The 24,555-nt window shown below is 67.1% G+C and carries 18 protein-coding genes and 3 tRNA genes; 8 read left to right on the top strand and 13 right to left on the bottom strand.

Annotated features, from left to right (window positions below; genetic code table 11):
* Nucleotides 1-116 precede the first annotated feature (116 nt).
* Nucleotides 117-201, top strand: a tRNA-Leu gene (locus tag WKB25_RS00685).
* Nucleotides 202-361: 160 nt separating this feature from the next.
* A tRNA-Leu gene (locus tag WKB25_RS00680) sits at nucleotides 362-448 on the top strand.
* A gap of 60 nt (nucleotides 449-508) precedes the next feature.
* Here the strand turns inward: WKB25_RS00680 and WKB25_RS00675 are convergent.
* Nucleotides 509-1,255, bottom strand: a complete 747-nt coding sequence (locus WKB25_RS00675) for a sulfite exporter TauE/SafE family protein (protein WP_340568139.1) — start codon at nucleotides 1,253-1,255, stop codon at nucleotides 509-511.
* A gap of 99 nt (nucleotides 1,256-1,354) precedes the next feature.
* Between WKB25_RS00675 and WKB25_RS00670 the strand changes: the two genes are divergently transcribed.
* Complete coding sequence (locus WKB25_RS00670) at nucleotides 1,355-2,266, top strand: LysR substrate-binding domain-containing protein (protein ID WP_340568137.1); 912 nt, start codon at nucleotides 1,355-1,357, stop codon at nucleotides 2,264-2,266.
* 50 nt (nucleotides 2,267-2,316) lie between these two features.
* Nucleotides 2,317-2,403: transfer RNA gene (locus tag WKB25_RS00665), tRNA-Leu, on the top strand.
* Nucleotides 2,404-2,564: 161 nt separating this feature from the next.
* Here the strand turns inward: WKB25_RS00665 and emrB are convergent.
* Genes emrB through emrR form a run of 4 tightly spaced genes read right to left on the bottom strand, consistent with a single transcriptional unit; the run spans nucleotide 2,565 to nucleotide 7,283 of the window.
* A complete protein-coding gene (gene emrB, locus WKB25_RS00660) occupies nucleotides 2,565-4,151 on the bottom strand; it encodes a multidrug efflux MFS transporter permease subunit EmrB (protein WP_099819969.1) in 1,587 nt (528 codons plus the stop codon).
* Nucleotides 4,152-4,159: 8 nt separating this feature from the next.
* Complete coding sequence (gene emrA / locus WKB25_RS00655; RefSeq protein WP_251476228.1) at nucleotides 4,160-5,338, bottom strand: multidrug efflux MFS transporter periplasmic adaptor subunit EmrA; 1,179 nt, start codon at nucleotides 5,336-5,338, stop codon at nucleotides 4,160-4,162.
* A gap of 11 nt (nucleotides 5,339-5,349) precedes the next feature.
* A complete protein-coding gene (emrC, locus tag WKB25_RS00650) occupies nucleotides 5,350-6,843 on the bottom strand; it encodes a multidrug efflux transporter outer membrane subunit EmrC (protein WP_340568136.1) in 1,494 nt (497 codons plus the stop codon).
* Entirely contained in the window at nucleotides 6,840-7,283 is a 444-nt protein-coding gene (gene emrR, locus WKB25_RS00645; protein WP_340568134.1) for a multidrug efflux system transcriptional regulator EmrR, read from the bottom strand. The genes emrC and emrR overlap by 4 nt, the downstream gene beginning before the upstream one ends.
* A 208-nt stretch (nucleotides 7,284-7,491) precedes the next feature.
* On the opposite strand from emrR, the gene WKB25_RS00640 reads away from it, so the two are divergent.
* Nucleotides 7,492-8,337, top strand: a complete 846-nt coding sequence (locus tag WKB25_RS00640) for a helix-turn-helix transcriptional regulator (RefSeq protein ID WP_340568486.1) — start codon at nucleotides 7,492-7,494, stop codon at nucleotides 8,335-8,337.
* A gap of 59 nt (nucleotides 8,338-8,396) precedes the next feature.
* The gene (parC, locus tag WKB25_RS00635) at nucleotides 8,397-10,640 is read left to right on the top strand and encodes a DNA topoisomerase IV subunit A (RefSeq protein WP_340568133.1); all 2,244 of its coding nucleotides are present in this window, start codon (nucleotides 8,397-8,399) and stop codon (nucleotides 10,638-10,640) included.
* 323 nt (nucleotides 10,641-10,963) lie between these two features.
* Here parC and bfr read toward each other — a convergent pair whose 3' ends face one another.
* Entirely contained in the window at nucleotides 10,964-11,452 is a 489-nt protein-coding gene (gene bfr, locus WKB25_RS00630; protein WP_025877631.1) for a bacterioferritin, read from the bottom strand.
* A 125-nt stretch (nucleotides 11,453-11,577) separates the two neighbouring features.
* Between bfr and WKB25_RS00625 the strand changes: the two genes are divergently transcribed.
* Nucleotides 11,578-13,908 carry a penicillin acylase family protein gene (locus WKB25_RS00625; protein ID WP_340568131.1) on the top strand — a complete coding sequence of 777 codons (2,331 nt, stop codon included), beginning with the start codon at nucleotides 11,578-11,580 and terminating at the stop codon, nucleotides 13,906-13,908.
* A 123-nt stretch (nucleotides 13,909-14,031) separates the two neighbouring features.
* Here the strand turns inward: WKB25_RS00625 and WKB25_RS00620 are convergent, their stop codons facing one another.
* Together WKB25_RS00620 and asnB are read right to left on the bottom strand one after the other, a co-directional pair.
* Nucleotides 14,032-15,420, bottom strand: a complete 1,389-nt coding sequence (locus tag WKB25_RS00620; protein ID WP_340568130.1) for a cation:proton antiporter — start codon at nucleotides 15,418-15,420, stop codon at nucleotides 14,032-14,034.
* Between the two features lie 106 nt (nucleotides 15,421-15,526).
* Nucleotides 15,527-17,218, bottom strand: coding sequence for an asparagine synthase B (asnB, locus tag WKB25_RS00615; protein WP_340568129.1), 1,692 nt, complete (start codon nucleotides 17,216-17,218; stop codon nucleotides 15,527-15,529).
* 370 nt (nucleotides 17,219-17,588) lie between these two features.
* Between asnB and WKB25_RS00610 the strand changes: the two genes are divergently transcribed.
* Nucleotides 17,589-18,482 carry a tetratricopeptide repeat protein gene (locus tag WKB25_RS00610; RefSeq protein ID WP_340568127.1) on the top strand — a complete coding sequence of 298 codons (894 nt, stop codon included), beginning with the start codon at nucleotides 17,589-17,591 and terminating at the stop codon, nucleotides 18,480-18,482.
* 45 nt (nucleotides 18,483-18,527) lie between these two features.
* On the opposite strand, the gene dapE is transcribed toward WKB25_RS00610, so the two are convergent.
* Genes dapE through map form a run of 5 tightly spaced genes read right to left on the bottom strand, consistent with a single transcriptional unit; the run spans nucleotide 18,528 to nucleotide 24,549 of the window.
* A complete protein-coding gene (gene dapE, locus WKB25_RS00605) occupies nucleotides 18,528-19,655 on the bottom strand; it encodes a succinyl-diaminopimelate desuccinylase (protein ID WP_340568125.1) in 1,128 nt (375 codons plus the stop codon).
* A complete protein-coding gene (locus WKB25_RS00600; protein WP_340568123.1) occupies nucleotides 19,652-20,017 on the bottom strand; it encodes an arsenate reductase in 366 nt (121 codons plus the stop codon). Before WKB25_RS00600 ends, dapE begins: the two co-directional genes overlap by 4 nt.
* 13 nt (nucleotides 20,018-20,030) lie before the next feature.
* Nucleotides 20,031-21,077 (bottom strand): 2,3,4,5-tetrahydropyridine-2,6-dicarboxylate N-succinyltransferase, encoded by a 1,047-nt coding sequence (gene dapD / locus WKB25_RS00595; RefSeq protein WP_340568121.1) that lies wholly within the window; start codon nucleotides 21,075-21,077, stop codon nucleotides 20,031-20,033.
* Nucleotides 21,077-23,704 carry a [protein-PII] uridylyltransferase gene (locus WKB25_RS00590; protein WP_340568120.1) on the bottom strand — a complete coding sequence of 876 codons (2,628 nt, stop codon included), beginning with the start codon at nucleotides 23,702-23,704 and terminating at the stop codon, nucleotides 21,077-21,079. Before WKB25_RS00590 ends, dapD begins: the two co-directional genes overlap by 1 nt.
* Nucleotides 23,705-23,706: 2 nt before the next feature.
* Nucleotides 23,707-24,549, bottom strand: coding sequence for a type I methionyl aminopeptidase (gene map / locus WKB25_RS00585; protein WP_100464301.1), 843 nt, complete (start codon nucleotides 24,547-24,549; stop codon nucleotides 23,707-23,709).
* Between the last annotated feature and the right edge of the window lie 6 nt (nucleotides 24,550-24,555).

Genomic DNA, 24,555 nt, shown 5'->3' with positions numbered 1-24,555 from the left:
TAGCCGTTGCGGGCGTGCAGAACGGGTCAGCAGACCGGTTGAAGCATCCCCATTAAGAATTTTCAGGAAATCGTTGACAGTCCCCCGGTTCATCTTCACAATTGCGCCTCTGGAACGCCCAGATGGCGGAATTGGTAGACGCACTAGTTTCAGGTACTAGCGGGTAAAACCGTGGAGGTTCGAGTCCTCTTCTGGGCACCAACGAAAAAACTCCTCGCTTCGGCGGGGATTTTTTTTGCCCGTAATCCGGATGCGGCACCCCATCCACACATGGCGTGAAAATGCGGAGCGCGATCCACGCGGGAGTTTCACCAGGGTGTTGACACCTCCGTCACGGCACCGCATAATTCTCCTCCTCGACGCCCAGGTGGCGGAATTGGTAGACGCACTAGCTTCAGGTGCTAGCGGGGGCAACTTCGTGGAGGTTCGAGTCCTCTCCTGGGCACCATGTCGAGAATGAAAAACACCCGCGAAAGCGGGTTTTTTCTTGTCTGGCCTCCGGCCGGCATCACCACCACGAACGCAGCACCAGCTCCAGGCCCAGCAGCAACAGGAAGCCGAGGAAGCAGGCACGGAATACCCGCGCACTGATGCGCTGGCGGATCACCTGCCCCAGCCACATGCCGGCCAGCGACGGCACCACCGCCAACGCGCTGAGGCCGAGCTGCTGCACACCGAACGCACCATGCAGCACCAGGCCCGTGGTGAGCGAAATGGTGGACACCGTGAATGCAAGCCCCAGCGCCTGCACCAGCTCGTCGCGCTGCAATCCCAGCGACTGCAGGTAAGGCACCGCCGGCATCACGAACACGCCGGTTGCGCCGGTCACCACGCCGGACATCGCGCCCACCAGTGGTCCGAGCCAGCGCTCGCGCTGTACCGGCACCCGCAACACCGGTGCCAGCAACGCGTACCCGGCATAGACCATCAGCGCCGCGCCCAACGCGGCCCGTGACACATCACGATCCACCCGCACCAGCAGCGCGGCTGCACCGAGCGTGGCGATCACCACCGCCAGCATCATCGGCCACAGCCGCCGCGCGATCTGCCCCACCGATGGCCCGGACAGCAGCTGCCAGGCATTGGTGACGAAGGTGGGAATGAACAGCATCGAGGCCGCCGCAACCGGCGACAACGCGCCGCCCAGCAGCCCCATCGCCACGGTCGGCAGGCCCATGCCGGTCACGCCCTTGACCACCCCGGCCAACAGGAACACCCCCACCAGCAACGCATAGAAGCAGATCGTTTCGTTCATGCCTTCATTGGAGCCGGCGGCACTTCAGCGCACAATGCGGCATTCCCGCCCTACCCTTCGGCTGCTCCGAAGGCAACGGCCACGATGCGAGGTCATGACATGCGTCTGGACATTGCCGATCTGCGCCTGTTCCTGGCGGTGGCCGAAGCCGGGAGCATCACCGCCGGCGCCGTAGAGGCGAATCTGGCACTGGGCTCGGCCAGCGAACGCCTGCGCGCGATCGAAACCGACGCCGGCACCGCGCTGCTGACCCGTCACCCGCGCGGCGTCAGCCTCACCGAAGCGGGCGCCGCACTGGCCCATCACGCGCGCCTGATCCTGCAGCAGCAGGCACAGCTGCGCGGCGAACTGCAGGCCTTCGCCCACGGCGCGCGCGGTACGCTGCACCTGTATGCCAACACCGCGGCATTGACCAACTATCTGCCCGCGCGACTGGCCCCATGGCTGGCCGAACGCCCTCGCCTGCGCGTGGAACTGCACGAACGCACCAGCAATGAAGTCGTGCGTGCGATCCGTGCCGGCCAGGCAGAGGCCGGCATCATCAGTGACGCCGTCCCCGCCGATGGGCTGCGCCGCCATGTGGTTGCGGAAGACCCGCTGATGATGCTGCTGCCGGCCGGCCATCGCTTCGCCGCGCGACGCTCGCTCGACTTCAGCGATGTGCTGGGCGAGACCTTCGTCGCGCTGGCCGACGGCAACGCACTGCAGACCTATATCGAAGAACTGGCAGCAGAGGCCGGACGCATGCTCGACGTACGCATCCGCATGAAGACCTTCGAAGGCCTGTGCACGATGGTGGGCCATGGCATCGGCGTGGGCATCGCGCCACGCACGATCGCACGGCAGCACCGACGGGCTACCGGCATCGTCGCCGTTGCACTCGGCAACGCATGGGCACAGCGCCGCCTGTGCGCCGCGTTTGCCGACTGGAAAACGCTCTCGCCGCCGATGCGCAGCCTGCTGCTGCATCTGGATGTGGACGCGGAAATGGATGCAGAAAGAAATGTGTGAAATGGTGTTGACACATATCCGGCCTTCCTGCAAAATTCTCCTCCTGAGTCGCCCAGGTGGCGGAATTGGTAGACGCACTAGCTTCAGGTGCTAGCGGGGGCAACTTCGTGGAGGTTCGAGTCCTCTCCTGGGCACCATGACTCAGACAATGATCAAACCCGCGCAAGCGGGTTTTTTCATGTCCGGATTTTGAAACGCGATCGTTATCGCGGCGGCTCATCCACGCATGGCGTGGATCTACTGCAAACAGAAACCCCGCCTTGCGGCGGGGTTTCTGCGTTTCGACTACAACGATCGATCAGTGCCCGCCACCGGCAGCGGCACCCGCGCCTGCACCGAACGGCGGCTTGGCCAGCCACAGGAAGGTGATGATCGCCAGGAAGATCCAGCCCAGCAGGAAGAAAATGTCGTTGAAGCCCATCTGCGATGCCTGGTGGTTGATCATGTTGTTCAGCACCGCCGCACCATGTTGCAGGTCGCCCTGCCCCATCGCCGCCACCTGGTCCTGCATGCCCGGCTGATACACCGAGATGTGTTCGGTCAGGTCTGCGTGATGCACCTGGGTGCGACGCGCCCATAGCCAGGTGGTCAGCGACGCGGCGAAGCTGCCGCCCAGCGTACGCAGGAACGTGGCCAGGCCCGAGCCGGCCGCGATCTCACGACCATCCAGGTCCGACAGCAGGATCTGCAACACCGGCATGAAGAACAGCGCGACACCAATGCCCATGATCAGCTGCACGCCGGCCACGTGCTGGAAGTCCACCTGCAGGTTGAACCCCGACCGCAGGAAGCTGGTCATCGACAGCACCACGAACGCGATCGTGGCCAGCATGCGCATGTCGAAGCGCGATGCGTACTTGCCCACGAACGGGGTCATGATCACCGGCAGGATGCCGATCGGCGCCGTCGCCAGGCCCGCCCAGATCGCGGTGTAACCCATGTCGCGCTGCAGCCACTGCGGAATCAGCAGGGCCACGCTGAAGAACGCCGCGTAGGCCACCACCATCGCCAGCGTACCGGCGCGGAAGTTGCGGTGCCGGAACAGCTTCAGGTCGACGATCGGATCCTTGTCGGTCAGCTCCCAGATCAGGAACACGGTCAGCGCCACCACCGCCACGCAGGCCAGCACCACGATCTTCATCGACGAGAACCAGTCCTCGTCGTTGCCCAGGTCGAGCACCAGCTGCAATGCACCTACGCCGATCACCAGGGTGACCAGGCCAACGTAGTCCATCTTCGGCTTTTCGACGTGCTCCGGGCGACCCTTCAACTGGTTACCCACCACCAGCGCAGCGAAGATGCCCAGCGGCACGTTGATCAGGAATATCCATTCCCAGCTGTAGTTGTCGGTGATCCAGCCACCGAGGATCGGCCCGCAGATCGGCGCCACCACGGTGATCATCGCCAGCAGCGCCAGCGCCTGCCCGCGTTTTTCTCTTGGATAGATCGAGACCAGCAGCGACTGGGTGATCGGGTACATCGGGCCGGCGACGAAGCCCTGCAGCGCACGCGACAGCACCAGCATGCCCATGCTCTGGGCCAGGCCGCACAGCAGCGAGGTGATCACGAAGGCCAGCGTGGCCCACACGAACAGCTTGCGCTCGCCGAAGCGACGGCTGAGCCAGCCAGTCAGCGGCAACGCGATCGCGGTGCTGACCGCGAACGAGGTGATGACCCACGTCGCCTGCTGCGAACTGGCGCCAAGATTACCGGCGATGGTCGGCAACGAGACGTTGGCGATGGTGGTGTCGAGCACCTGCATGAACGAGGCCATCGCCAGGCCCACGGTGCACAGGGCCACACTGGGTGGCAGGAAGCCGGCGGCCGCACCCGGCGCCGCCGGTGCGCCCGGAGAGCCGGGCGCAGCTGGAGCTTGTGCGGACATGGCCGACCTCAGCTCGCCTTGGCCTGCTGCGGCAGGTTGCCCTGGATGATCGTGTGGATCACCTCATCGGCATCGTGCAACTGCTTGGCGTACACGTCGGTGTCGAACACCGTGCCCTTGGCGGCCGCGCTCGGCAGCACTTCGCCCTTCTGGTCGCGCAGGCTCACTTCGGCCTTCATCGACAGGCCGATGCGCAGCGGGTGTTCGGCCAGCTGCTTGGCATCGATGGCGATGCGCACCGGCACGCGCTGCACGATCTTGATCCAGTTGCCGCTGGCGTTCTGCGCCGGCAGCAGCGAGAACGCAGAGCCGGTGCCCAGGCCGAGGCTGTCGATGCGGCCCTTGTACTTCACGTCACCGGCGTAAAGGTCCGACTTCAGCTCCACTTCCTGGCCCAGGCGCATGTGGCGAAGCTGGGTTTCCTTGAAGTTGGCTTCGACCCACATCTGCTCGGTCGGTACCACCGCCATCAGGGCATTGCCCGGCTGCACGCGCTGGCCGACCTGCACCGAACGACGGGCGACGTAGCCGGTGACCGGCGCAACGATGCCCGAACGTGCATTGTTGAGGAACGCCTGGCGCAGCTGCGCGGCGGCCGCCTGCACGTCCGGCTGGGTGGCGATCACGGTGTCGTCGACCAGTGCACGGTTGCGCTCGACGGTCTCGCGCGAACCGGCCACGGCCGCTTCGGCAGCTGCCAGCTCATCGCGAGCGTGGGCCAGTTCTTCGTTGGAGATGGCGCCGGTGGCGGCCAGGCCCTTGCGGCGTGCGAAGTCGTCGCGCACGCGCTTCAGGGTCACCTGGCGTGCGTTCAGATCTGCCTGCGCACCTTCGACGCTGCGGTACAGGCCGCGGGTCTGGCGCACGGTCTTGGCCAGGTTGGCTTCGGCCTGCTGCAGGGCTACCGACGTGTCGGCCGGGTCGAGCTGCACCAGCAGCTGGCCGCGCTCCACGCGCATGCCGTCATCGGCATTGATGGCGACCACGGTACCGGCCACCAGCGGGGTGATCTGCACCTGGTTGCCCTGCACGTAGGCGTCGTCGGTCTCTTCGAACCAACGGCCGAACATGAAGTACCACAGCGCCAGTGCGGCCAGCAGCAGCACGACGATCACGAACAGGCCGCGCAGCAGCTTGCCGCGACGGTTGGGGGCGGCAGGGGCCGCAGTGTCTTGGGTCTGGCTCATGGCAGGCGTCTTCAGGAATGCGAGGAATCGGAATGGGAAGCAAGCGGTGCGGCATCAGCGTCACTGGGCTGGAAACCACCGCCGAGGGCCTTGCTCAGGCGCACCGAGGTCTGCAGCTGCTGCGACTGCAGGCCGGCCAGCTGCTGCTGCGATTGCAGCAGGGTGGACTGCGCGGTCAGCACGTCCAGGTAGCTGCCGATGCCGGCGCGGTAGCGCTGCTGCGCCAGGTCGAACGCGGCGCGTGCGGTATCCACCGCCTGCTGCTGCGACTGCGCCTGCTGCGCCAGCGAGCGCACCGCGTTGACCTGGTCGGCCACCTCGCGCAGTGCATCGAGCACCGCCTGGTTGTAGTTCGCTACAGCCAGGTCGTACTGCGCATCGGTGTTGGCCAGGTTGGCGCGCAGCTTGCCGCCTTCGAAGATCGGCAGGCTCAGCGCCGGACCGATGTAGGCGAAGCTGGAGCTGCTCTGCAGCAGGTCGCCGACATTCGGCGCGACCACGCCGGCCAGTGCGGTCAGGTTGAGGCTCGGGTAGAACCTGGTCTTGGCCACCTTGATCTGCTTGTCGGCCGCTTCCACCCGCCAGCGCGCGGCGACGATGTCGGGGCGGCGACCGAGCAGCTCACTGGGCACCACGCCCGGCAGCTGCAGGGCCAGCGGGTTCATCGCCCGCGGGCGTTCGATCGACAGGCCCCGGTCCGGGCCCTTGCCGACCAGCGCGGCCAATGCGGTGCGGCCCGCGTCGATGCGCTGCTGTGCCGCCAGCAACTGCTGCTGTGCGGCCGGCACACGGGCTTCGGCCTGGCGCACCTGCAGGTCGCTGTCGATGCCGGCGCTGCGACGCTGACGGGTCAGTTCCAGCGACTTCTGCGAGCGCGCCAGTTCTTCTTCGGCCACATCGTTGAGCTGCCAGGCGTAGGCCAGGTCGGTATAGGCCTGGGCAATGCCGGTGGACAGGTTCAGGCGTGCGGCCTGGGCCTCGACGGTAGCGGCGTGGGCGCCGTCCACGGCGGCCTCCCAAGCGGCGCGCTTGCCGCCCCACAGGTCGATGCCGTAGCTGAAATCGAAGGCAACCTGGCTGCTGCCGGCGTAGTGACCACCGATTTCATCGCCGGCCATCGATTCGGGCAGGCGCAGGCCGGTGTAGCCACCGGACACGGACAGGCTGGGCAGGCGATCGGCGCGTGCGGTGCCGACCTGCGACTGTGCCTGGCGCAGGCGGGCGTCGGCGGCGTCCAGGCTCGGATGGCCGGCCAAGCCTTCGGCGATCAGCGCATCCAGCTGCACATCGCCCAGTGCCTTCCACCAGTCCTGGGCGGGAAAGCCGGCAGCGCTCAGGTCGCTGTCGGCCAGGGTGCGTTCGCTGTGCAGGCTGTCCACGTCGAGCACGTGGCCCTGCGGGGTGAGGCCACGGCTGCTGGCGCAGGCGGCCAGGGCCAGGGCCAGCGCTGAAACCAGCAGCGCGCGCCCGGACCGGCGGAGAGTGGGATGCGGGATCGGGTTCATGGGGTCGTCAGGGAATCGCGGATTCGGGTCAGGAGGGACAGCAGCTGCGTGCGTTCGTCGGCGGACAGATCGCGCAGGGCGTAATCCATCACCGCGTCGCCGCGCAGCTTCAACCGCGCCCACAGCGCGCGGCCGTCATCGGTCAATACGATCTGCAGCGCACGCCGGTCCTGGGCATGCGGCTCGCGGCGCAGGCAACCGAGCGCTTCCAGCTTGTCCAGCAGGCGGGTGACCGCGCTGGGCACCTGGTCGATGGCCTGGGCCAGTTCGTTGGCCGTGCACGGCGCCATGTTCGAGAGCACCTTCAGCCCGATGTAGTGGGTGAAGCCGATGCCGAGGTCTTCTTCGGCCATGGACGCATCGAGCTGGCGGACCAGGCCGTCGCGCACCTGGCGCAGCAGCAGGCCGAAGCTGGGGGGAGTGGTTGCAGGACAGATCATGGGGGAGCATTCTCTTCCAAAAAAAATATTTCTCAATGGAAATATTCGATCTGGCATCGAATGCTGTGTTGCAGCAATGGGCTGGATCAGGTGAAGGCGCCACCTTAATGGCGCCCCCAACTGGCCCGGTAGTACAATCCAGCCAATGAATGTCACATTCAAGCCACCCCCAGCACACGTGAAGGCGGGCGAACCCTGACCTGCGACCCTGCTGCGTGAAGAAGCGCTGGACTGGTTCGAGCGCAATGACGGCCCGCCGGTCATCGCCTTCCGCTTCGACAGCCCGCAGGGGCTGGCCCGTGAAGTGGACTGGCATCACCACGTGCGCGCGCAGCTGATCTGCGTCGAACGCGGCCTGCTGACCACCCGCACCTCACATGGCACCTGGTCGCTGGCGCCCGGTTCGGCGGGCTGGATGCCACCGGCCGAACCACATACGGTCCACATCGATGGCCCCCTGCGCGGCTGGGGCATGGTGCTGGCCGCACCGCTGTGCGCCGAATTGCCGGCCGACCCTTGCGTACTGGGCATCTCGCGGCTGGCGCAGGCGGTGGCCGAACGCATCTGCGACTGGCCACAGGACTACGAGAGCACCACCGAGCGGCAGCACATCATCAATGTGCTGCTGGACGAGATCCGTACCGCGCCACGCCAGCGCATGCACCTGCCGATGCCACGCGACCGGCGGCTGCTGAAGATCGCCTCGCAGCTGCTGGCCGACCCGGCTGACGAACGCGGCCTGGCGCAGTGGGCGCACTGGGCCGGGCTGTCGCCGCGCAGCCTGACCCGCCATTTCCGCGACGAGACCACCCTCAGCTTCGCGCAATGGCGCCAGCAGGCGCGGCTGGCCGAGGCGCTGCGCCTGCTCAGCGAGGGCCGCAGCGTGGCCGATATCGCCCACGCACTGGGCTTCAGCAGCGCAAGCGCCTTCGTCACCGTGTTCCGGCGACACTTCGGGCTACCGCCCGGACGCTACCTGGCACGGGCCGGCCACGGCCTGGAACCGGGCCTGGATCCTGCACGCGGCTTGGCATCCCCCGCCGCATCCGGATAATCACTGGATTGAGAGCGGCGACCGCCGTCACCGCCTCCCGACATAGGTAACAACGCCGCATGACCGATCTTGCCCGCCCCGTGTTCCACGGTTTCGAACAACTGCCGCTGCGCGAGTACGCCGAACGCGCCTACCTCGACTACTCGATGTACGTGGTCCTGGATCGCGCCCTGCCGTTCCTCGGCGACGGCCTGAAGCCCGTGCAGCGCCGCATCATCTATGCGATGAGCGAGCTGGGCCTGAACGCCGCGTCCAAGCCGAAGAAGTCCGCGCGTACCGTCGGTGACGTCATCGGTAAGTACCACCCGCATGGCGACAGCGCGTGCTACGAAGCGCTGGTGCTGATGGCGCAGCCGTTCTCGTACCGTTACCCGCTGATCGAAGGCCAGGGCAACTTCGGTTCCAGCGATGACCCGAAGTCGTTCGCGGCGATGCGTTACACCGAATCCAAGCTGACCCCGATCGCCGAAGTACTGCTGGGCGAACTGGGCCAGGGCACCACCGACTGGGCGCCGAACTTCGACGGCACCCTGCAGGAACCGACCTGGATGCCGGCACGCCTGCCGCATCTGCTGCTGAACGGCACCACCGGCATCGCCGTGGGCATGGCCACCGATGTGCCGCCGCACAACCTCAACGAGATCGTCAGCGCGCTGCTGCACCTGCTGGACGATCCGGAAGCCAGCGTGCGCGACCTGTGCGAGCACGTGAAGGGCCCCGACTACCCGTCCAACGCCGAGATCATCACCCCGGCCAACGACCTGCGGAACATGTACGAGACCGGCAACGGCAGCGTGCGTGCGCGTGCGACCTACATCAAGGAAGCGCACAACGTGGTGGTCACCGCGTTGCCGTTCCAGGTGTCGCCGTCGAAGGTGATCGAGCAGATCGCCGCGCAGATGCGCGCCAAGAAGCTGCCGTGGCTGGAGGACATCCGCGATGAGTCCGACCACGCCAACCCGGTGCGCGTGGTGCTGGTACCGCGCTCGAACCGCGTCGACGCCGAGCAGTTGATGGGCCACCTGTTCGCCACCACGGACATGGAGCGCAGCTACCGCGTCAACCTCAACGTGATCGGGCTGGACGGCCGTCCGCAGGTGAAGAACCTGAAGACGCTGCTCAGCGAATGGCTGGCGTTCCGCAGCAGCACCGTCACCCGCCGCCTGCAGCACCGCCTGCAGAAGGTCGAGCGTCGCCTGCACTTGTTGGAAGGCCTGCTGGTGGCGTTCCTCAACCTGGACGAGGTGATCCACATCATCCGTACCGAGGACGAACCGAAGGCGGCGCTGATCGCGCGCTTCGGCCTGTCCGAAGACCAGGCCGAGTACATCCTGGAAACCAAGCTGAAGCAGCTGGCCCGCCTGGAAGAGATGAAGATCCGTGGCGAGCAGGACGAGCTGGCCAAGGAACGCGACAAGATCCTGAGCATCCTCGACAGCAAGGCCAAGCTGAAGAAGCTGATCCGCGACGAGCTGCAGGCCGATGCCAAGAAGTTCGGTGACGCGCGCCGTTCGCCGCTGGTCCAGCGCCAGGCGGCGCAGGCCATCGACGAGACCGAACTGGTGCCGAGCGAACCGATGACGGTGGTGATGTCCGAGAAGGGCTGGATCCGCGCGGCCAAGGGCCACGACATCGACGCCTCGACCCTGTCCTATCGCGATGGCGATGCCCTGCAGGGCGCGGTGCGTGCACGCAGCACCCAGCAGGTCGCGTTCCTGGACAGCGAAGGCCGCGCCTACTCCACGCCGGTGCATACCCTGCCCTCGGCGCGCGGCAACGGTGAACCACTGACCGGCCGCTTCTCGCCGGCCGCAGGCACCAGCTTCGTGACCCTGGCCAGCGCCGAGCCGGATACCCGCTTCGTGCTGGCCTCGACCCACGGCTATGGTTTCGTCACCCGGTTCGAGAACCTGATCGGCCGCAACAAGGCCGGCAAGGCGATGTTGAACCTGTCGGCGGGCTCGTCGGTGCTTACGCCGTCGGTGGTGGCCAACGTCGCCACCGACCGCATCGTCGCGGTGACCAGTTCGGGCAACCTGCTGGCAATCGCCGCCAACGACCTGCCGGAACTGGACAAGGGCAAGGGCAACAAGATCATCGAGATCCCGAAGGCCAAGCTCGCCACCGAGCGCGTGGTGGCGATCGTGGCGATCAGCCCCGGGCAGACCCTGCAGGTACGCAGTGGCCAGCGCACGATGGGCCTGAAGTTCAACGAGCTCGACGCCTATCTGGGCGCCCGTGCCACCCGTGGCCACCTGCTGCCGCGCGGCTGGCAGAAAGTGGAAGGGCTGTCGGTCGAATGAGGGTAGGTGTCAACCTTGATTGACATGCCTTGACCGGCAAACCGGGAACCCGCCGGGCATGGCCCGGCGCTACCGGGAACGGGACGCCAGACACAAGAAGGCCGGGGCATTCCCCGGCTTTCTTGTTTGTCGGCTGGCGGGCGGTGGAGCAGCTGGCTGGCGAAGGCTGGCTGGCGGTGCTCCGGTGCTGGCGGGCGACGGGACGTTGTGCTTCTGCGAAATGCAGCCAAGCATGGCTTGGCTCTACATCAGGTACAGCAACCGAGCGTTTGCTCGGCTCCACATCAGCGGCACCGGGCATCGCCCGGCGCTACAACATGTGGTCAGTGCGCCGGGGCGCCGCTGCCGTCGATCTTGCTCAGCTGGTACAGCTCCAGGCCGATGCGCTTGATCAGGCCCAGTTGCTGCTCCAGCCACCAGGCGTGGTCTTCCTCGGTGTCCTTCAACTGTGCCAGCAGCATGTCGCGGCTCACGTAGTCGCCCTTCTCCTCGCACAGCTTCATGCCGGCGGCGAGGTTGTTGCGAACGGCGTATTCGGTGTCCAGGTCCTTGCGCAGCATTTCCTCCACGGTCTTGCCCGGCTCAGTGGCATGCGGGCGCATGTCCGGGTCGCCGCCCAGGAACAGGATCCGGCGCAGCAGCGCGTCGGCATGCTGGGTCTCTTCTTCCATCTCGTGGTTCAGGCGTTCGTACAGCGCGAACAAGCCCTGGTCCTCGTAGCGACGGGAGTGGATGAAGTACTGGTCGCGGGCGGCGAGTTCGCCGCGCAGCAGTTCCTTCAGGCAGGCGATGACGTCCGGGTTGCCTTTCATGGGGGGAGCTCCTGTGAATCGATGGCGCCCATGGTGCCCCATCTGGAAATACGGTGATCTAATCGGAATCAGTCGCAGTTGCGCCTGCGGCTACAATCGGCCGACATGCTCGGGAAGGACCTGCAATGCGTCGTACGTGGCGGTGGATTCTGGGTGCGCTGGTCGCGATCGTGCTGCTCGCGGTGCTGGTCCTGTGGTTGCTGCTGCGCGGCAGCCTGGCCGAGCTGGATGGCGAGCGCCCTTTGCCCGGGCTGGCCGGCAAGGTCAGCGTGGAACGCGATGCGCTGGGGGTGGTCACCATCACCGCCGGCAACAAGGCCGATGCGCTGCGGGCGCTCGGCCGTATTCACGCGCAGGAACGTTATTTCGAAATGGACCTGATGCGGCGCAGTGCCGCAGGTGAACTGTCCGCGCTGTTCGGAGCGAAGGCGATCGAGGCCGACAAGCGCATGCGCGTACACCGCCTGCGCGCGCGCACCGAGGCGCAGCTGCAGGATGCGCTGGGCAGCGACCCTGCAGCCGTGCGCGCCTATGTAGACGGGGTCAACCAGGGCCTGGACAGCCTGACGGTACGGCCGTGGGCCTACCTGCTGCTGCGGCAGGCACCGCAACCGTGGCAGGCCAGCGACAGTGTGCTGGCGGGCCTGGCCATGTACGCCGACCTGCAGGACCCCAGCAACCAGTCCGAACTGGCCCTGCAGCGCATCCGCGCGGTGGTGCCGCCGGCCCTGTACGCCCTGCTGGCGCATGACGGCAGCGAGTGGGACGCGCCGCTGGCCGGCGCTCCCCGCGGCAACGCCCCCCTGCCCGATGCCAACCAGCTGGACCTGCGCAGGCTGAAGGCCGCAACTGACGCAGCTGGCGAAGATGCCGACGCGGTCGGCAGCAACAATTTCGCCGTTGCCGGCGCGCTGACGGCCGATGGCCGTGCGATCGTCGCCGACGACATGCACCTGGGCCTGCGCGCGCCCAGCCTGTGGTTCCGTGTGCGCCTGCGCTACCCCGACCCGCAGGCCACAGGTGGCCAGGTCGACGTCAGCGGGTTCTCGCTGCCGGGCGTGCCGGCGGTGATTGTCGGCAGCAACGGCCACGTGGCCTGGGGCTTCACCAACAGCTACATCGACACCGCCGACTTCCGCACCGAGCCCGCCGACGCCGCGGTGACCGTGCATGAGGAACGGATCGTCGTGGCCGGCGGCGCCGACGTGCGTTTTCCAGTACGCGAAACCGCGTGGGGGCCGATCCTGCACACCCACGCCGATGGCAGCGGCGACGCCCTGCGCTGGGTCGCGCAGTTGCCGGGCGCGGTGCGCATGGACTTCGCCGACATGGCACGCGCCGCCGATCTGGACCAGGCCCTGCAGATTGCCGACCACGCCGGCATTCCCGCGCAGAACCTGGTGATCGGCGACCGCAGCGGACGCATCGCGTGGCGCCTCATCGGCGCGCGGCCTGACCGTGGCCCGCACTGCGCACCACTGGGTTTCAATGACAATCAGGCCAACCAGGGCTGCGCGCCCTGGCCGATCCGCAGCGACGCCGCGCCGAGCCTGATCGATCCGCCCAGCCATCGGCTGTGGACCGCCAACAGCCGCGTGGTGGACGAGGCGACCCTGGCCACCGTCGGCAATGGCGGCTACGACCTCGGTGCACGCGGACGGCAGATCCGTGACCTGCTGGCCACCCAGGAACGCTTCGACGAGCACGACCTGCTGGCAATCCAGCTGGACGACCGCGCGGTGTTCCTGCAGCGCTGGTGGGTGCTGCTGCAGGAAGTGATCGAGCACAGCGACGATCCGGCACTGAAACGGTTGGGCACGGCCAGCAACCATTGGGACGGGCGCGCCGCGATCAACTCGACCAGCTACCGGGTGGTGCGCGAATTCCGTACACAGGTGCTCGACACGCTGACCGATGCGCTGCTGGCGCCGGCCCGGGCACAGCTGGGCGAGGATTTCCTGGCACCACGCCTGGCGCAGCTGGAAGGCGTGGCCTGGCCGATGCTGGAACAGCGGCCCGCCAACCTGTTGCCGCCCGCGTACACCAGCTGGGATGCGCTGCTGGCCGATGCTGCACGTCGCACCGAAGCGGAGCTGTCCACGCAGGGGCCGCTGGCACACCGCAGTTGGGGCGAGCGCAACACCGCAGCGATCTGCCACCCGGTCGCGCGCGCCTTGCCTGCCTTCGCCAGCCGCTGGTTGTGCATGCCGGCCGATCCCCTGCCCGGCGACCGTGACATGCCGCGTGTACAGACGCCGTCCTTCGGCGCCTCGCAGCGGATGGTCGTCTCGCCCGGCCACGAAGCCGACGGCATCGTGCACATGCCGGGTGGGCAGAGCGGCCATCCGTTGTCGCCGTACTGGGGCGCGGGACACGAGGATTGGGTGCATGGTCGCCCCACCCCGTTCCTGCCCGGCAAGGCACAGCACACGATGACGCTGGTGCCGGTGCACTGACGGCGGCACCCACATGCCCGAGGGTGCGCTGCACGCTGTAGAGCCGAGCCCATGCTCGGCTGCTTCTGGTGCGGAGCCGAGCATGGGCTCGGCTCTACAAAATGCCAGCTCGGTGCGACCGGCTCAGGCCTTGCGGCGCTCGATCAGGTTCAACAGCGGCCCGGTCATGGCGGTAGTCACCAGCGCCATGATCACCAGCACCGCGAACAGGCGGTCGCCGAGCAGGCCCAGCTCGTAGCCCAGGTTGAGGACGATCAGCTCCATCAACCCGCGGGTGTTCATCAGCGCACCCAGTCGCCACGCTTCGCGCGAGGCCATGCCGGTACTGCGTGCCGCACTCCAGGTGCCCAGCAGCTTGCCCACCGTGGCCACTGCGATCACCACCACGCACAACAGGATATCGCTGCCCTGCAGCGCGTCGGCACGCATGCGCAGGCCGGTCATGGCGAAGAACAGCGGCAGCAGCAGGGTCACCGCGAACGGTTCGACCCTGGCCACCAGCAACTGCCGCAGCTGCGCGTTGGACGACACCGCCACACCTGCAGCGAACGCGCCGAACAGCGCGTGGATGCCGAGCACTTCGGTGACCAACGCACTGGCCAGTGACAGCAGCAGGATGCCCAGCAGCCAGCGCCCTTCGCGACCCGGCGCGATGGACTGGCGGGCAAACCACGGCTTCACCAGCCCCAGCATCAGCGCGATGAACGCCACCACGCACAGCAGGTTGAGGCTGGCCGGCAGCCAGCCAGTGGCCTGCGCAGCCGCCACGATCAGCGCCAGCAGACACCACGCGGTCGCATCGCCCAGCGCCGCGCAGGCAATGGCGGTCTGCCCCAGCGATGTGTGGGTGATGCCGCGATCAGCGAGGATGCGCAGCAGCACCGGGAAAGCGGTGATGCTCATCGAAATGCCGACGAACAGCGCGAACGCGGTGAAACCCACGCCCTGCGGGCCATGCTGCGGATACAGCCAGATCGCCAGGACCACGCCAAGCACGAACGGCACCGCGATGCCGGCATGGCTGACAGTGAAAGCGAATCGGCGACGCCCACGCAGCGCGCCCAGATCCAGCTCGGCGCCGGCCACCAGCAGGAACATCAGCACGCCCAGCTGACTGAGCATGCCCAGCGGCCCCAGCGAAGCGGCCGGGAACAGCGCGCCATGCACCTGCGGCAACAGGCTGCCCAGCAACAGCGGCCCCATCATCAGGCCGGCTGCCATCTCGCCGATCACCGCCGGCTGGCCGAAACGCTTCAACAGGGCGCCGACGCCTTTGGCGACCAGCAACAGCACCAGCAGCTGCAGCAGGAACAGGCCCAGCGGCGAAGCCAGGTGATGCGCCCAATCGCTGCCGACCACGGCCTCGGCCTTGCTGGCCACCGTCGGTAGCCCGGGCCCGGCATAGCGGGCCAGCAGCAGGCCGACCAGCAACGGCACGCCGGCCCAGACCAGGTAACGCCACGCCCACTTCGTCGGCCGCACGGGACCTCCGGTCTGTACGTCCATGAACATTCCCCAATGTGCAGGGCGCCGATGATACGTCCTTGCCTGCTCCGGCGCTGTGCGCTCGCCGGGCATGGCCCGGCGCTACCGTTGTCAGGCGACCGGGCACTGCCGGTCAGGCCAACGCCTGCTCGTGCACGCCGGCGATGGCGCGGCCCGAGGGATCAGCGGCGGCGGCGAAGCTGGCGTCCCAGGCAATGGCTGCCGGCGAGGAACAGGCGATCGACTTGCCACCCGGCACGGTTTCAGCCGCCGCATGGCTGGGGAAGAACTGCTCGAACAGATGGCGGTAGTAGTACGCCTCCTTGGTCTGCGGCGGGTTGTGCGGGAAGCGCTTGGCGGCGGCGGCCAGCACGCGGTCGCTGACCTGCGCTTCGGCGTGCGCCTTCAGGCCATCGATCCAACCGTAGCCGACGCCATCGCTGAACTGCTCCTTCTGCCGCCACAGGATGCTGTCCGGCAGGTAGCCCTGGAAGGCCTCGCGCAGTACCGCCTTCTCGATGCGGCGACCACCGAAGCCGGCGCCGACCATCTTGTGCGCGGCATCGAAACGCATCGCCACGTCGAGGAACTCGCGGTCCAGGAACGGCACGCGCGGCTCCACGCCCCAGGCCATCATCGACTTGTTGGCGCGCAGGCAATCATAGTTGTGCAGGGCATCGAGCTTGCGCACCAGTTCCTGGTGGAATTCGCGCGCGTCCGGCGCCTTGTGGAAGTAAAGATAGCCGCCGAAGATCTCGTCGCTGCCCTCACCGGACAGCACCATCTTCACCCCCATCGCCTTGATCCGGCGCGCCAGCAGGAACATCGGCGTGGAGGCGCGGATGGTGGTGACGTCGTAGGTTTCAATGTGGCGGATCACCTCCGGCAACACATCCAGACCTTCCTCGAAGGTGTATTCGAAGCCGTGGTGCACGGTGCCCAGCGCTTCGGCGGCGACCGCAGCAGCAGCCAGATCCGGCGAGCCCTTCAGGCCGATGGCGAACGAATGCAGGCGCGGCCACCAGGCTTCGCTCTGGCCCCCATCTTCGATGCGACGGCGCGCATAACGTGCTGCCACGGCGGCAACCAGCGACGAATCCAGCCCGCCCGACAGCAGCACGCCATACGGCACGTCACTCATCAACTGGCGTTCGACCGCATGTTCAAAGGCCTGGCGCAGCTCGGCGAGATCGGCCTGGCGGCCCTGCACGTCGTCGTACTCGCGCCACGGCTGCTGGTAGTAGCGCACCAGTTCGCCGCTGGCGCTGTCGTAGTAATGGCCCGGCGGGAACTGGGCAACGTCGGCGCAGGTGTCGACCAGCGCCTTCATTTCAGAAGCTACGCGCAGCCGCCCCTGCGCATCATGGCCCCAGTACAGCGGCACCACGCCGACCGGGTCGCGCGCGATCAGTACACGACCCGCACTGCGATCCCACAAAGCAAAAGCGAAGATGCCGTTGAGCTGCTCCAGCCACTGCGCCGGCGCCCCGCCCTGGCGGTACAGCGCGTTGATCACCTCGCAGTCCGAGCCGGTCTGGAAGGCATAGGCCTGGGCAAGTCCGGCCTTGAGTTGCTGGTGGTTGTAGATCTCGCCGTTGACCGCCAGCGCCAGCTGCCCGTCTTCGGACAGCAGCGGCTGCGAGCCGCCGGCCGGATCGACGATGGCCAGGCGCTCGTGCACCAGCAGCGCGCCTTCGTCCAGGTACACGCCGCTCCAGTCCGGGCCACGATGGCGCTGGCGCTGCGACAGCTCCAGCGCATGGCGGCGCAGGGAAGGAAGATCGTCACCGGCCTGCAGGCCGAAAATACCGAAGATCGAACACATGGGTGGAACTCCTGTTGTGGGGAAGTACACGGGGGGAAGGTGTTCGACCGGCCATCCAGGCCCGGGTGGGGCTGCGCCCGGGCACAAAAAAACCCGCATCGGCCGATGCGGGTTTTCTGGTGTCCGGGCGTATGTTGCTGTCTATCTACCCAGGGCGCAGTCCCGCATCGGCCGCGCACGATTGCGCGCACGGTTATTCCCACGCAGATTATTGCGGTTGCTGTTGTTGACGGCGGTGGCCAGGCGGAGCGACATGGATCCGACCGTAACCGGGTTTCCGGCGCGGCGCAACTGTTGCGATGGCAACCGATTCAGCGGCCACGCCGGTACCGACGCGGATAATCCCCTGCCCGCTTTCCGGAACTCATGGATGAACCCTTGCTGCCGTCGCCTGCTGCCCCTCCTGGCCCTGATCGCCCTGGCCGGCTGCGCGACCACGCCCACCCGCCCGGTCGATGACAGCGAACGCGAGGCCTTGGCCGCGGCTGCCGATGGCCAGTTCGATTCGGTGCTGCGCGTGGCCAAGCTGTACCAGTACCGCAACGACGTGCGTGCGCTGGACTGGTACGCGCGTGCTGCCGACACCACGCCGCGCACGCACCGCACCACCAGTGCCGAGGAACAGCTTGGCAGGATCCTGGAACGCGGCCGGCTGGACAGTGCTGATACCCCGCAGAATCCCGACGCGGTGGTGCTCAAACCCTCCGCGCGCAAGGCCTACCGCTGGTACCACCGCGCTGCCTATCACGGCTCGCCGTATGCGATGAGCGATCTGGAAACATGGTACGAGCGACGTGGCGACATGGAGGGCGCACTGCGCTGGCGCCTGCGCCGCGCGGTCTACCTGCGCCACCTGTACAAGCTGCAGCCGTTGCGCGATGCCACCAGCGGGTCCGCGAAACCCGGCACTCCACTCAGCGCCGATGCCTCACCGAACCCGGTGATCGCGCGCATCCAGCGCCGCGCCGCGCGCGGCGATGCCGAAGCGCAGGTGGACCTGGGCACGCTGTACGAGGCCGGCATCGGCGTAGTGCAGGACAAAACCGAAGCGCTGCGCTGGTATGAGCGTGCCGCTGCACAGGGCAACGTATATGGGCAGTACCTGGCCGGACTGGCACTCGGACGCGGCGGCGATGGCCTGCAGAAGAACGGGGATGCCGCGGCGGCGTGGTTCGCCAGGGCCCACGCGCAGGACTTCTACATGGCCGACGAGTCGTACTGGCGCGAAGCGATCAAACCGCCGTTCTTCCAGTTCTCGGAGTAGCGCCGGGCCATGCCCGGCGGATCCACATAATCCGGCAGACGGGCGCTACACCAGCAGGCGTTCAACCAGTCGCTGGTACAGGCCCGGCAGCGCTTCCAGCTCGTCCACGCGCACGTTTTCATCGACCTGGTGGATGCTGGCGTTGACCGGGCCGACTTCGATGCACTGTGCACCCAGGGGCGCGATGAAGCGCGCATCGGAGGTGCCACCACCGGTGCTCTCTTCCGGCGCGCGTCCGGCGTGCTCGGCCAGCACCGCGCGCGCTGTTGCGCGCAATGTCCCTTCCGGGGTGTAGAACGGCTCGCCGCTGCGGTGCCACTTCAGCGTGTACTGCAGGCCATGACGCTCCAGCAGCGCGGTGATCTCCGCCTCCAGCTTCGGTGCATCCCAATGCGGGTTGTAGCGGATGTTGAAATCCACCTCCAGCTCACCGGGAATCACGTTGTTGGCGCCGGTACCGGCATGGATGTTGGAGATCTGCAGGCTGGTCGACGGGAAGCTCTCATAGCCCTCGTCCCAGCGCCGTGCGCTCAGTTCGGCCAGCATCGGCGCGGCAAGATGGATCGGGTTGCGCGCCTTGTCCGGATAGGCCACGTGGCCCTGCACACCCTGCACGCGCAGCTTGGCCGACAGGCTGCCACGCCGTCCAACGCGCAGCAGGTCACCCAGCGTGGTGGTGGACGACGGCTCGCCGGTGATGCACCAGTCAATACGCTGGCCGCGTTCGGCGAACAGCCGTGCGACATGGCGCACGCCGTCGATGGCATCGCCCTCTTCGTCACTGGTCAACAGCACCGCCAGCGTGCCGGTGTGCTGCGGATGCGCCGCGACGAACTGTTCGGCAGCGATCACGAACGCGGCCACGCTGCCCTTCATGTCCGCGGTGCCGCGACCGTACAGCACGCCATCGCGGATCTGCGGTGCGAACGGATCGCTCTGCCATGCCTCACGCGGGCCCGGCGGCACCACGTCGGTGTGGCCCAGCAGGACCAGCACCGGTGCGCCGCTGCCGTGGGTGGCCCACAGGTTGTCGACCTCGCCCAGCCGCAGGTGCTCACAGGCGAAACCCGCAGCCTGCAGACGTTCGCCGATCAGCGCCTGGCAGCCAGCATCGTCCGGGGTCACCGACGGCCGAGCAATCAGATCGCAGGCCAGGTCGAGGACGGCGCTCACGCGCCGCCCACGCCGAAGCGCGCCTTGAAGCCGTTGTCGCTGAAACCCTGGCTGACCTTGCCGTCGGCAGTCACCACCAGCGGACGCTTGATCAGCTGCGGGTACTCGCGCAGCAGCAGCTTCCACTCCGCCTCCGAATCGGCGGCCTTGCGGTTGTCCGGCAGCTGCCGCCAGGTGGTGGAGGACCTGTTGACCATCGCCGCCAGGCCACCCAGCTGGGCGGCCCATTCCAACAGTGTTTCCGGGCTGGGCGTGTTGTCGCGGTAGTCGACGAAGGTGTACGGCACGCCGAAACGGTCCAGCCACTTCGTCGCCTTCTTGCAGGTATCGCAGTTCTTCAGACCGTAGACGGTGGTGCTCATGCGTGCGGCTCCGTCAGTCGGCCAGGCCGCGCAGCAGGTCGTTGACGCTGGTCTTGCTGCGGGTGCGGGCATCGACCTGCTTGACGATCACCGCGCAGTACAGCGAGTGGGTACCATCCTTGCTCGGCAGCGAGCCGGACACCACCACGCTGTACGGCGGGATGTAGCCGTAGCTGATTTCGCCGGTGGCGCGGTTGTAGATGCGGGTGCTCTGGCTGAGGAACACGCCCATGCCGATCACGCTGTGATGGCCGACGACCACGCCTTCCACCACTTCCGAACGCGCACCGATGAAGCAATGGTCTTCGATGATGGTCGGGCTGGCCTGCAGCGGCTCGAGCACGCCGCCGATGCCGGCACCACCGGACAGGTGGCAGTGCTGGCCGATCTGCGCGCAGGAACCGACGGTGGCCCAGGTGTCGACCATGGTGCCTTCGCCGACGTAGGCACCGATGTTGGTGAAGCTCGGCATCAGCACCACGTCCTTGCCGAAGTACGTGCCGCGACGGGCAATCGCACCCGGCACAACACGCACGCCGCCGCGGCGGAATTTCGCCTCGTCATAGCCGGCAAAGCGCGATTCGACCTTGTCCCAGAACGGTGCCGGGCGTGCATCAACCACGGCCATGTCGTTGACGCGGAAATACAGCAGCACGGCCTTTTTCAGCCATTCGTTGACCTTCCAGCCACCATGGCCGTCCGGCTCGGCGACGCGGAATTCGCCGCTTTCCAGGCCATCGATCACGCGGTTGACCAGCGGACGGGTCGAGCCTTCCAGTTCGTGCAGGGTCAGCGTGGCGCGGCGCTCGAAGGCGCTTTCGATGCCGAACTTCAGTTCTTCCACGCCCGGGCCGGCCGGCTTGCGCAGCGACTTGCGTGCGATGTTCTCGGCACGCGCGGCCTCTACGGTCTTGGCCGAGGCCTTCTTCGCCGGGGCCTTCTTCACCGCAGCCTTCTTCGGCGCGGCAGTCTTCTTCGCAACCGGCTCAGCGGCAGCGGTCTTTTTGGCTGCTGCGCTCTTGGCGGTCGCGACAGTCTTCTTCACAGGCTTGGTGGCCATCAGGCGGGGTCTCCGGCGTTTCGATCAGGGTCCAGGCAGGCCAGCATTGCGTCATGCAGCTGCTGCCGGGCGGATTCAGTCAGGGGGAGGTCGTGTTCGTCACTGATCACGAAGGTGTCTTCGGCGCGTTCGCCGAATGTGGCAATACGCGCGTCCTGCACGCGCAGTCCCTGGTTGCGCAGCACGAACGCCACGTCGGCCAGCAGGCCGGGGCGGTCGGGTGCGACCAAGGAGAAACGGGTTGCGCCGGGTTCATCGCGGAACTCGATGCGCGGAGCAAAACGGAAATGGCGCAGCTGGCGCGGCACCACCCGGCGCGAGGGACGCAGCCGCGTCAAATCGCCACTGAGCGCCTCGCGCAGCGCCGCTTCCAGGTTGGCGCTGCTGCCATCGGCAAACGTATCGGCCGGGCTCACTTCAAAATTATCGAAAATCGTGTCGGCCGGACCATCCAGCACGCGCGCGCGGTGGATGCCGTAGCCCTTGCGGTCCAGGGTCATCACGATCGCGGCGAACAGGCCATCACGGTCCGGCGAGTGCACGAACACTTCCAATGCCGGGTCGTCGACGCTGATCCGGCGAACCTTCACCAGGGTCTGGCCCTGCTTGATCGGCACCAGCGCGGCGGCCTGCCAGGCCAGCTGTTCCGGGCGCAGGCGGATGAAGCCTTCGTCGGGCATCACCGCGAACTGGCGGTCGATGGTGGCATCGTCGTAGCCCTGTTCGCGCACCAGTGCACGCACGCTGTCGCGCGCTTCGGCCACACGCTCGGCGGCCGGCACCGGGTGCTCCAGGCCCTCGCGCAGCGCGCGCCGGGTAGCGAAGTACAGATCGGCCAGCAGCCGGTCCTTCCACGCGTTCCACAGTTTCGGGCTGGTGCCGGCGATGTCGGCGCAGGTCAGCAGATAGAGGTAATCGAGGCGGTCGCGGCTGCCGACCAGGGACGCAAAACGATGGATCACGTCCGCATCGGCGATGTCCTGCTTCTGCGCGGTCACCGACATCCGCAGGTGCTGTTCGACCAGCCAGGCCACCAGTTCGGTATCCGAACCACTCAGCCCCTGCGCGTGGCAGAACGCCCGTGCATCGACCGCGCCCAGTTCGGAATGATCGCCGCCGCGCCCCTTGGCGATGTCGTGGAACAGGCCGGCCAGCAGCAGCAGTTCGGGCTTGCGCAGGCGCGGCCAGACTTCATGGGCGATCGAGAAACGTTCGTCGGCGCGACTGCTGGCAAACAGCCCCATGTTGCGCAGGACCATCAGCGTGTGCTGGTCGACGGTGTAGACATGGAACAGGTCGAACTGCATGCGCCCGCTGACCTGGGCGAACGCGGGAATCCACTGCCCGAGCACGCCCAGCCGCGCCATGCGCGAAAGCGTGTCGACCGGGCGCTGGCCACGCAGCAGGGCCATGAACTGTTCGCGCGCGTCAGGGTCTGCCTGGTCATAGGCAGGCAGTAGCGGCAGCGATTCGGCCAGCGCGCGCGCGGTCAACGAATGCAGGCCGCGGATCTGTGGATTGTTGGCCCAGCTGGCGAACAGCGCGAAGACCTGGCCGATGTCCGCGTTCGGCCAGTCGGCATCGTTGGCCGCCAGATAGCCGCGGCGCAGAGCGAACCCCACGGTCAGCGGCTCGGGCTGTGCCTCGCCATCGAACTGTTCTTCGAAACGCTGCAGCAGACGGTCGCTGATCCGCCGCACCACCGAAGCGGCGCGGTAGAAGCCCTGCATCATCTTCTCGACGCCCAGGCTTTCGGCGTCGTCTTCAAAGCCCAGGCGCGCGGCCAGGGTCTTCTGGTAATCGAAGCGCAGGCGCTCTTCCGGGCGTCGCGCCACCAGATGCAGGCCGAAGCGAAGTCGTGCCAGCACCGCGCGTTCACGCTTCAGCGCAGCGGCCTCGTCAGCGCCCAGGTGGCCCAGGCCGACCAGCGCTTCCAGATCGCGCACACCAAACGCACGCAGCGCCATCCAGCCCAGCGTGTTGAGGTCACGCAGGCCGCCGGGGCCATCTTTCAGGTCCGGCTCCAGGTTGTCGGCAGTGTCACCGAAGCGCTGGTGACGGTTGCGCAGCTCCTCGAGCTTGGCCAGGAAAAACGCACGTGGCGGCCACAGTTCGCGGTCATCCACCGCCGCACGCAGCGCACGCCGCGCCGCCTCATCGGCCATCAGTGGGCGCGCTTCGATCAACGCCGTCAGCACAGTCTGGTCGGCAGCGGCCTCGCTGCATTGAGTGGCCGAACGCACCGCGTGACTGACCGCCAGGCCGCAGTCCCACAGCAGCGCGAACAGCCGCGCGAGCGACTCTTCGTGGGCCAGCTGCGCCTGCGGATCGCCGAACACCAGCAGGTCGATGTCCGAACGCGGGAACAGTTCACCACGCCCATAGCCACCCACTGCGAACAACGACAGGCCACTGTCGGCCGGCAGGCAGCGCTGCCAGGCATGGCGGATCAGGTGATCGGCCGCGCGCGCGCGCAACGCCAGCAGGCGCTCGATGTTGTCGCCCTGGTCGAAGCGGCGGTACAGGCGCGTGTCGGCCTGCTGCAGCGCATCGCGCGCGGCAGCAGCCCAATCCGGGTCGTTGAGCGACGCGGCCGGCGTGTCCAGCAGCGAACTCGCCGGCAGCATCCTCAGGAGACCTGCGACTCGCCCGGCGACAGGGTCAGCACGTCCACGCCGGTCTCGGTGACCGCGATCATGTGCTCCCACTGCGCCGACAGCTTGCGGTCCTTGGTCACCACGGTCCAGCCATCGGGCAGTACCTTGTTGTAGCGGGTGCCCTCGTTGATCATCGGCTCGATGGTGAAGGTCATGCCCGGCTGCAGCACCAGGCCCTGGCCCGGACGGCCGTAATGCACCACCTGCGGTTCATCGTGGTAGACCTTGCCGATGCCATGGCCGCAGTACTCGCGCACCACGCTGAAACGCTCGCCTTCGGCATAGCTCTGGATCGCGTGGCCGACGTCGCCCAGGGTTGCACCCGGACGCACCGCGCGGATGCCGCGCCACATCGCTTCATAGGTGGCGTCGACCAAGCGCTTGGCCATCACCGACGGGGTGCCGACGAAATACATGCGGCTGGTGTCGCCATGCCAGCCGTCCTTGATGACGGTGACGTCGATATTGATGATGTCGCCATCCTTGAGGACCTTCCCTTCGCTGGGAATGCCGTGGCAGATGACATTGTTGACCGAGGTGCACACGGTCTTGGGGAAGCCGCGGTAGCCGACGTTGGCCGGAATGGCGCCCTGCACGTTCACGATGTGGTCGTGGCAGATGCGGTCCAGTTCCTCGGTCGTGACACCGGGCTTGACGTGGGGGGTGACGATGTCGAGCACTTCGCTGGCCAGGCGGCCGGCGATGCGCATCATCTCGATTTCCTGCGGGGTTTTGATATTCACGCTCATGGCTCCCATTATCGCCGATCCGGCCGCAATCTGAACGAACGCCACCCAACTGGCGATCCGGGCCATGCACGG

This window comes from Stenotrophomonas sp. G106K1 (assembly GCF_037969685.1).
Taxonomy (GTDB): Bacteria; Pseudomonadota; Gammaproteobacteria; order Xanthomonadales; family Xanthomonadaceae; genus Stenotrophomonas; species Stenotrophomonas lactitubi.
Note: the sequence above shows the minus strand (reverse complement) of the source record. Positions and strands in the feature narration are given on the sequence as shown.

Coding starts and splice junctions, on each gene's coding strand:
- bfr (WP_025877631.1), bottom strand. CDS start 11,452: ATGAAAGGCAACCCGGACGTCATCGCCTGCCTGAAGGAACTGCTGCGC.
- WKB25_RS00675 (WP_340568139.1), bottom strand. CDS start 1,255: ATGAACGAAACGATCTGCTTCTATGCGTTGCTGGTGGGGGTGTTCCTG.
- asnB (WP_340568129.1), bottom strand. CDS start 17,218: ATGTGTTCGATCTTCGGTATTTTCGGCCTGCAGGCCGGTGACGATCTT.
- WKB25_RS00625 (WP_340568131.1), top strand. CDS start 11,578: ATGCGTCGTACGTGGCGGTGGATTCTGGGTGCGCTGGTCGCGATCGTG.
- map (WP_100464301.1), bottom strand. CDS start 24,549: ATGGCCCGGATCGCCAGTTGGGTGGCGTTCGTTCAGATTGCGGCCGGA.
- parC (WP_340568133.1), top strand. CDS start 8,397: ATGACCGATCTTGCCCGCCCCGTGTTCCACGGTTTCGAACAACTGCCG.
- WKB25_RS00620 (WP_340568130.1), bottom strand. CDS start 15,420: ATGTTCATGGACGTACAGACCGGAGGTCCCGTGCGGCCGACGAAGTGG.
- emrA (WP_251476228.1), bottom strand. CDS start 5,338: ATGAGCCAGACCCAAGACACTGCGGCCCCTGCCGCCCCCAACCGTCGC.
- WKB25_RS00600 (WP_340568123.1), bottom strand. CDS start 20,017: ATGAGCACCACCGTCTACGGTCTGAAGAACTGCGATACCTGCAAGAAG.
- WKB25_RS00590 (WP_340568120.1), bottom strand. CDS start 23,704: ATGCTGCCGGCGAGTTCGCTGCTGGACACGCCGGCCGCGTCGCTCAAC.
- emrR (WP_340568134.1), bottom strand. CDS start 7,283: ATGATCTGTCCTGCAACCACTCCCCCCAGCTTCGGCCTGCTGCTGCGC.
- dapD (WP_340568121.1), bottom strand. CDS start 21,077: ATGGCCACCAAGCCTGTGAAGAAGACTGTCGCGACCGCCAAGAGCGCA.
- WKB25_RS00670 (WP_340568137.1), top strand. CDS start 1,355: ATGCGTCTGGACATTGCCGATCTGCGCCTGTTCCTGGCGGTGGCCGAA.
- WKB25_RS00610 (WP_340568127.1), top strand. CDS start 17,589: ATGAACCCTTGCTGCCGTCGCCTGCTGCCCCTCCTGGCCCTGATCGCC.
- emrB (WP_099819969.1), bottom strand. CDS start 4,151: ATGTCCGCACAAGCTCCAGCTGCGCCCGGCTCTCCGGGCGCACCGGCG.
- emrC (WP_340568136.1), bottom strand. CDS start 6,843: ATGAACCCGATCCCGCATCCCACTCTCCGCCGGTCCGGGCGCGCGCTG.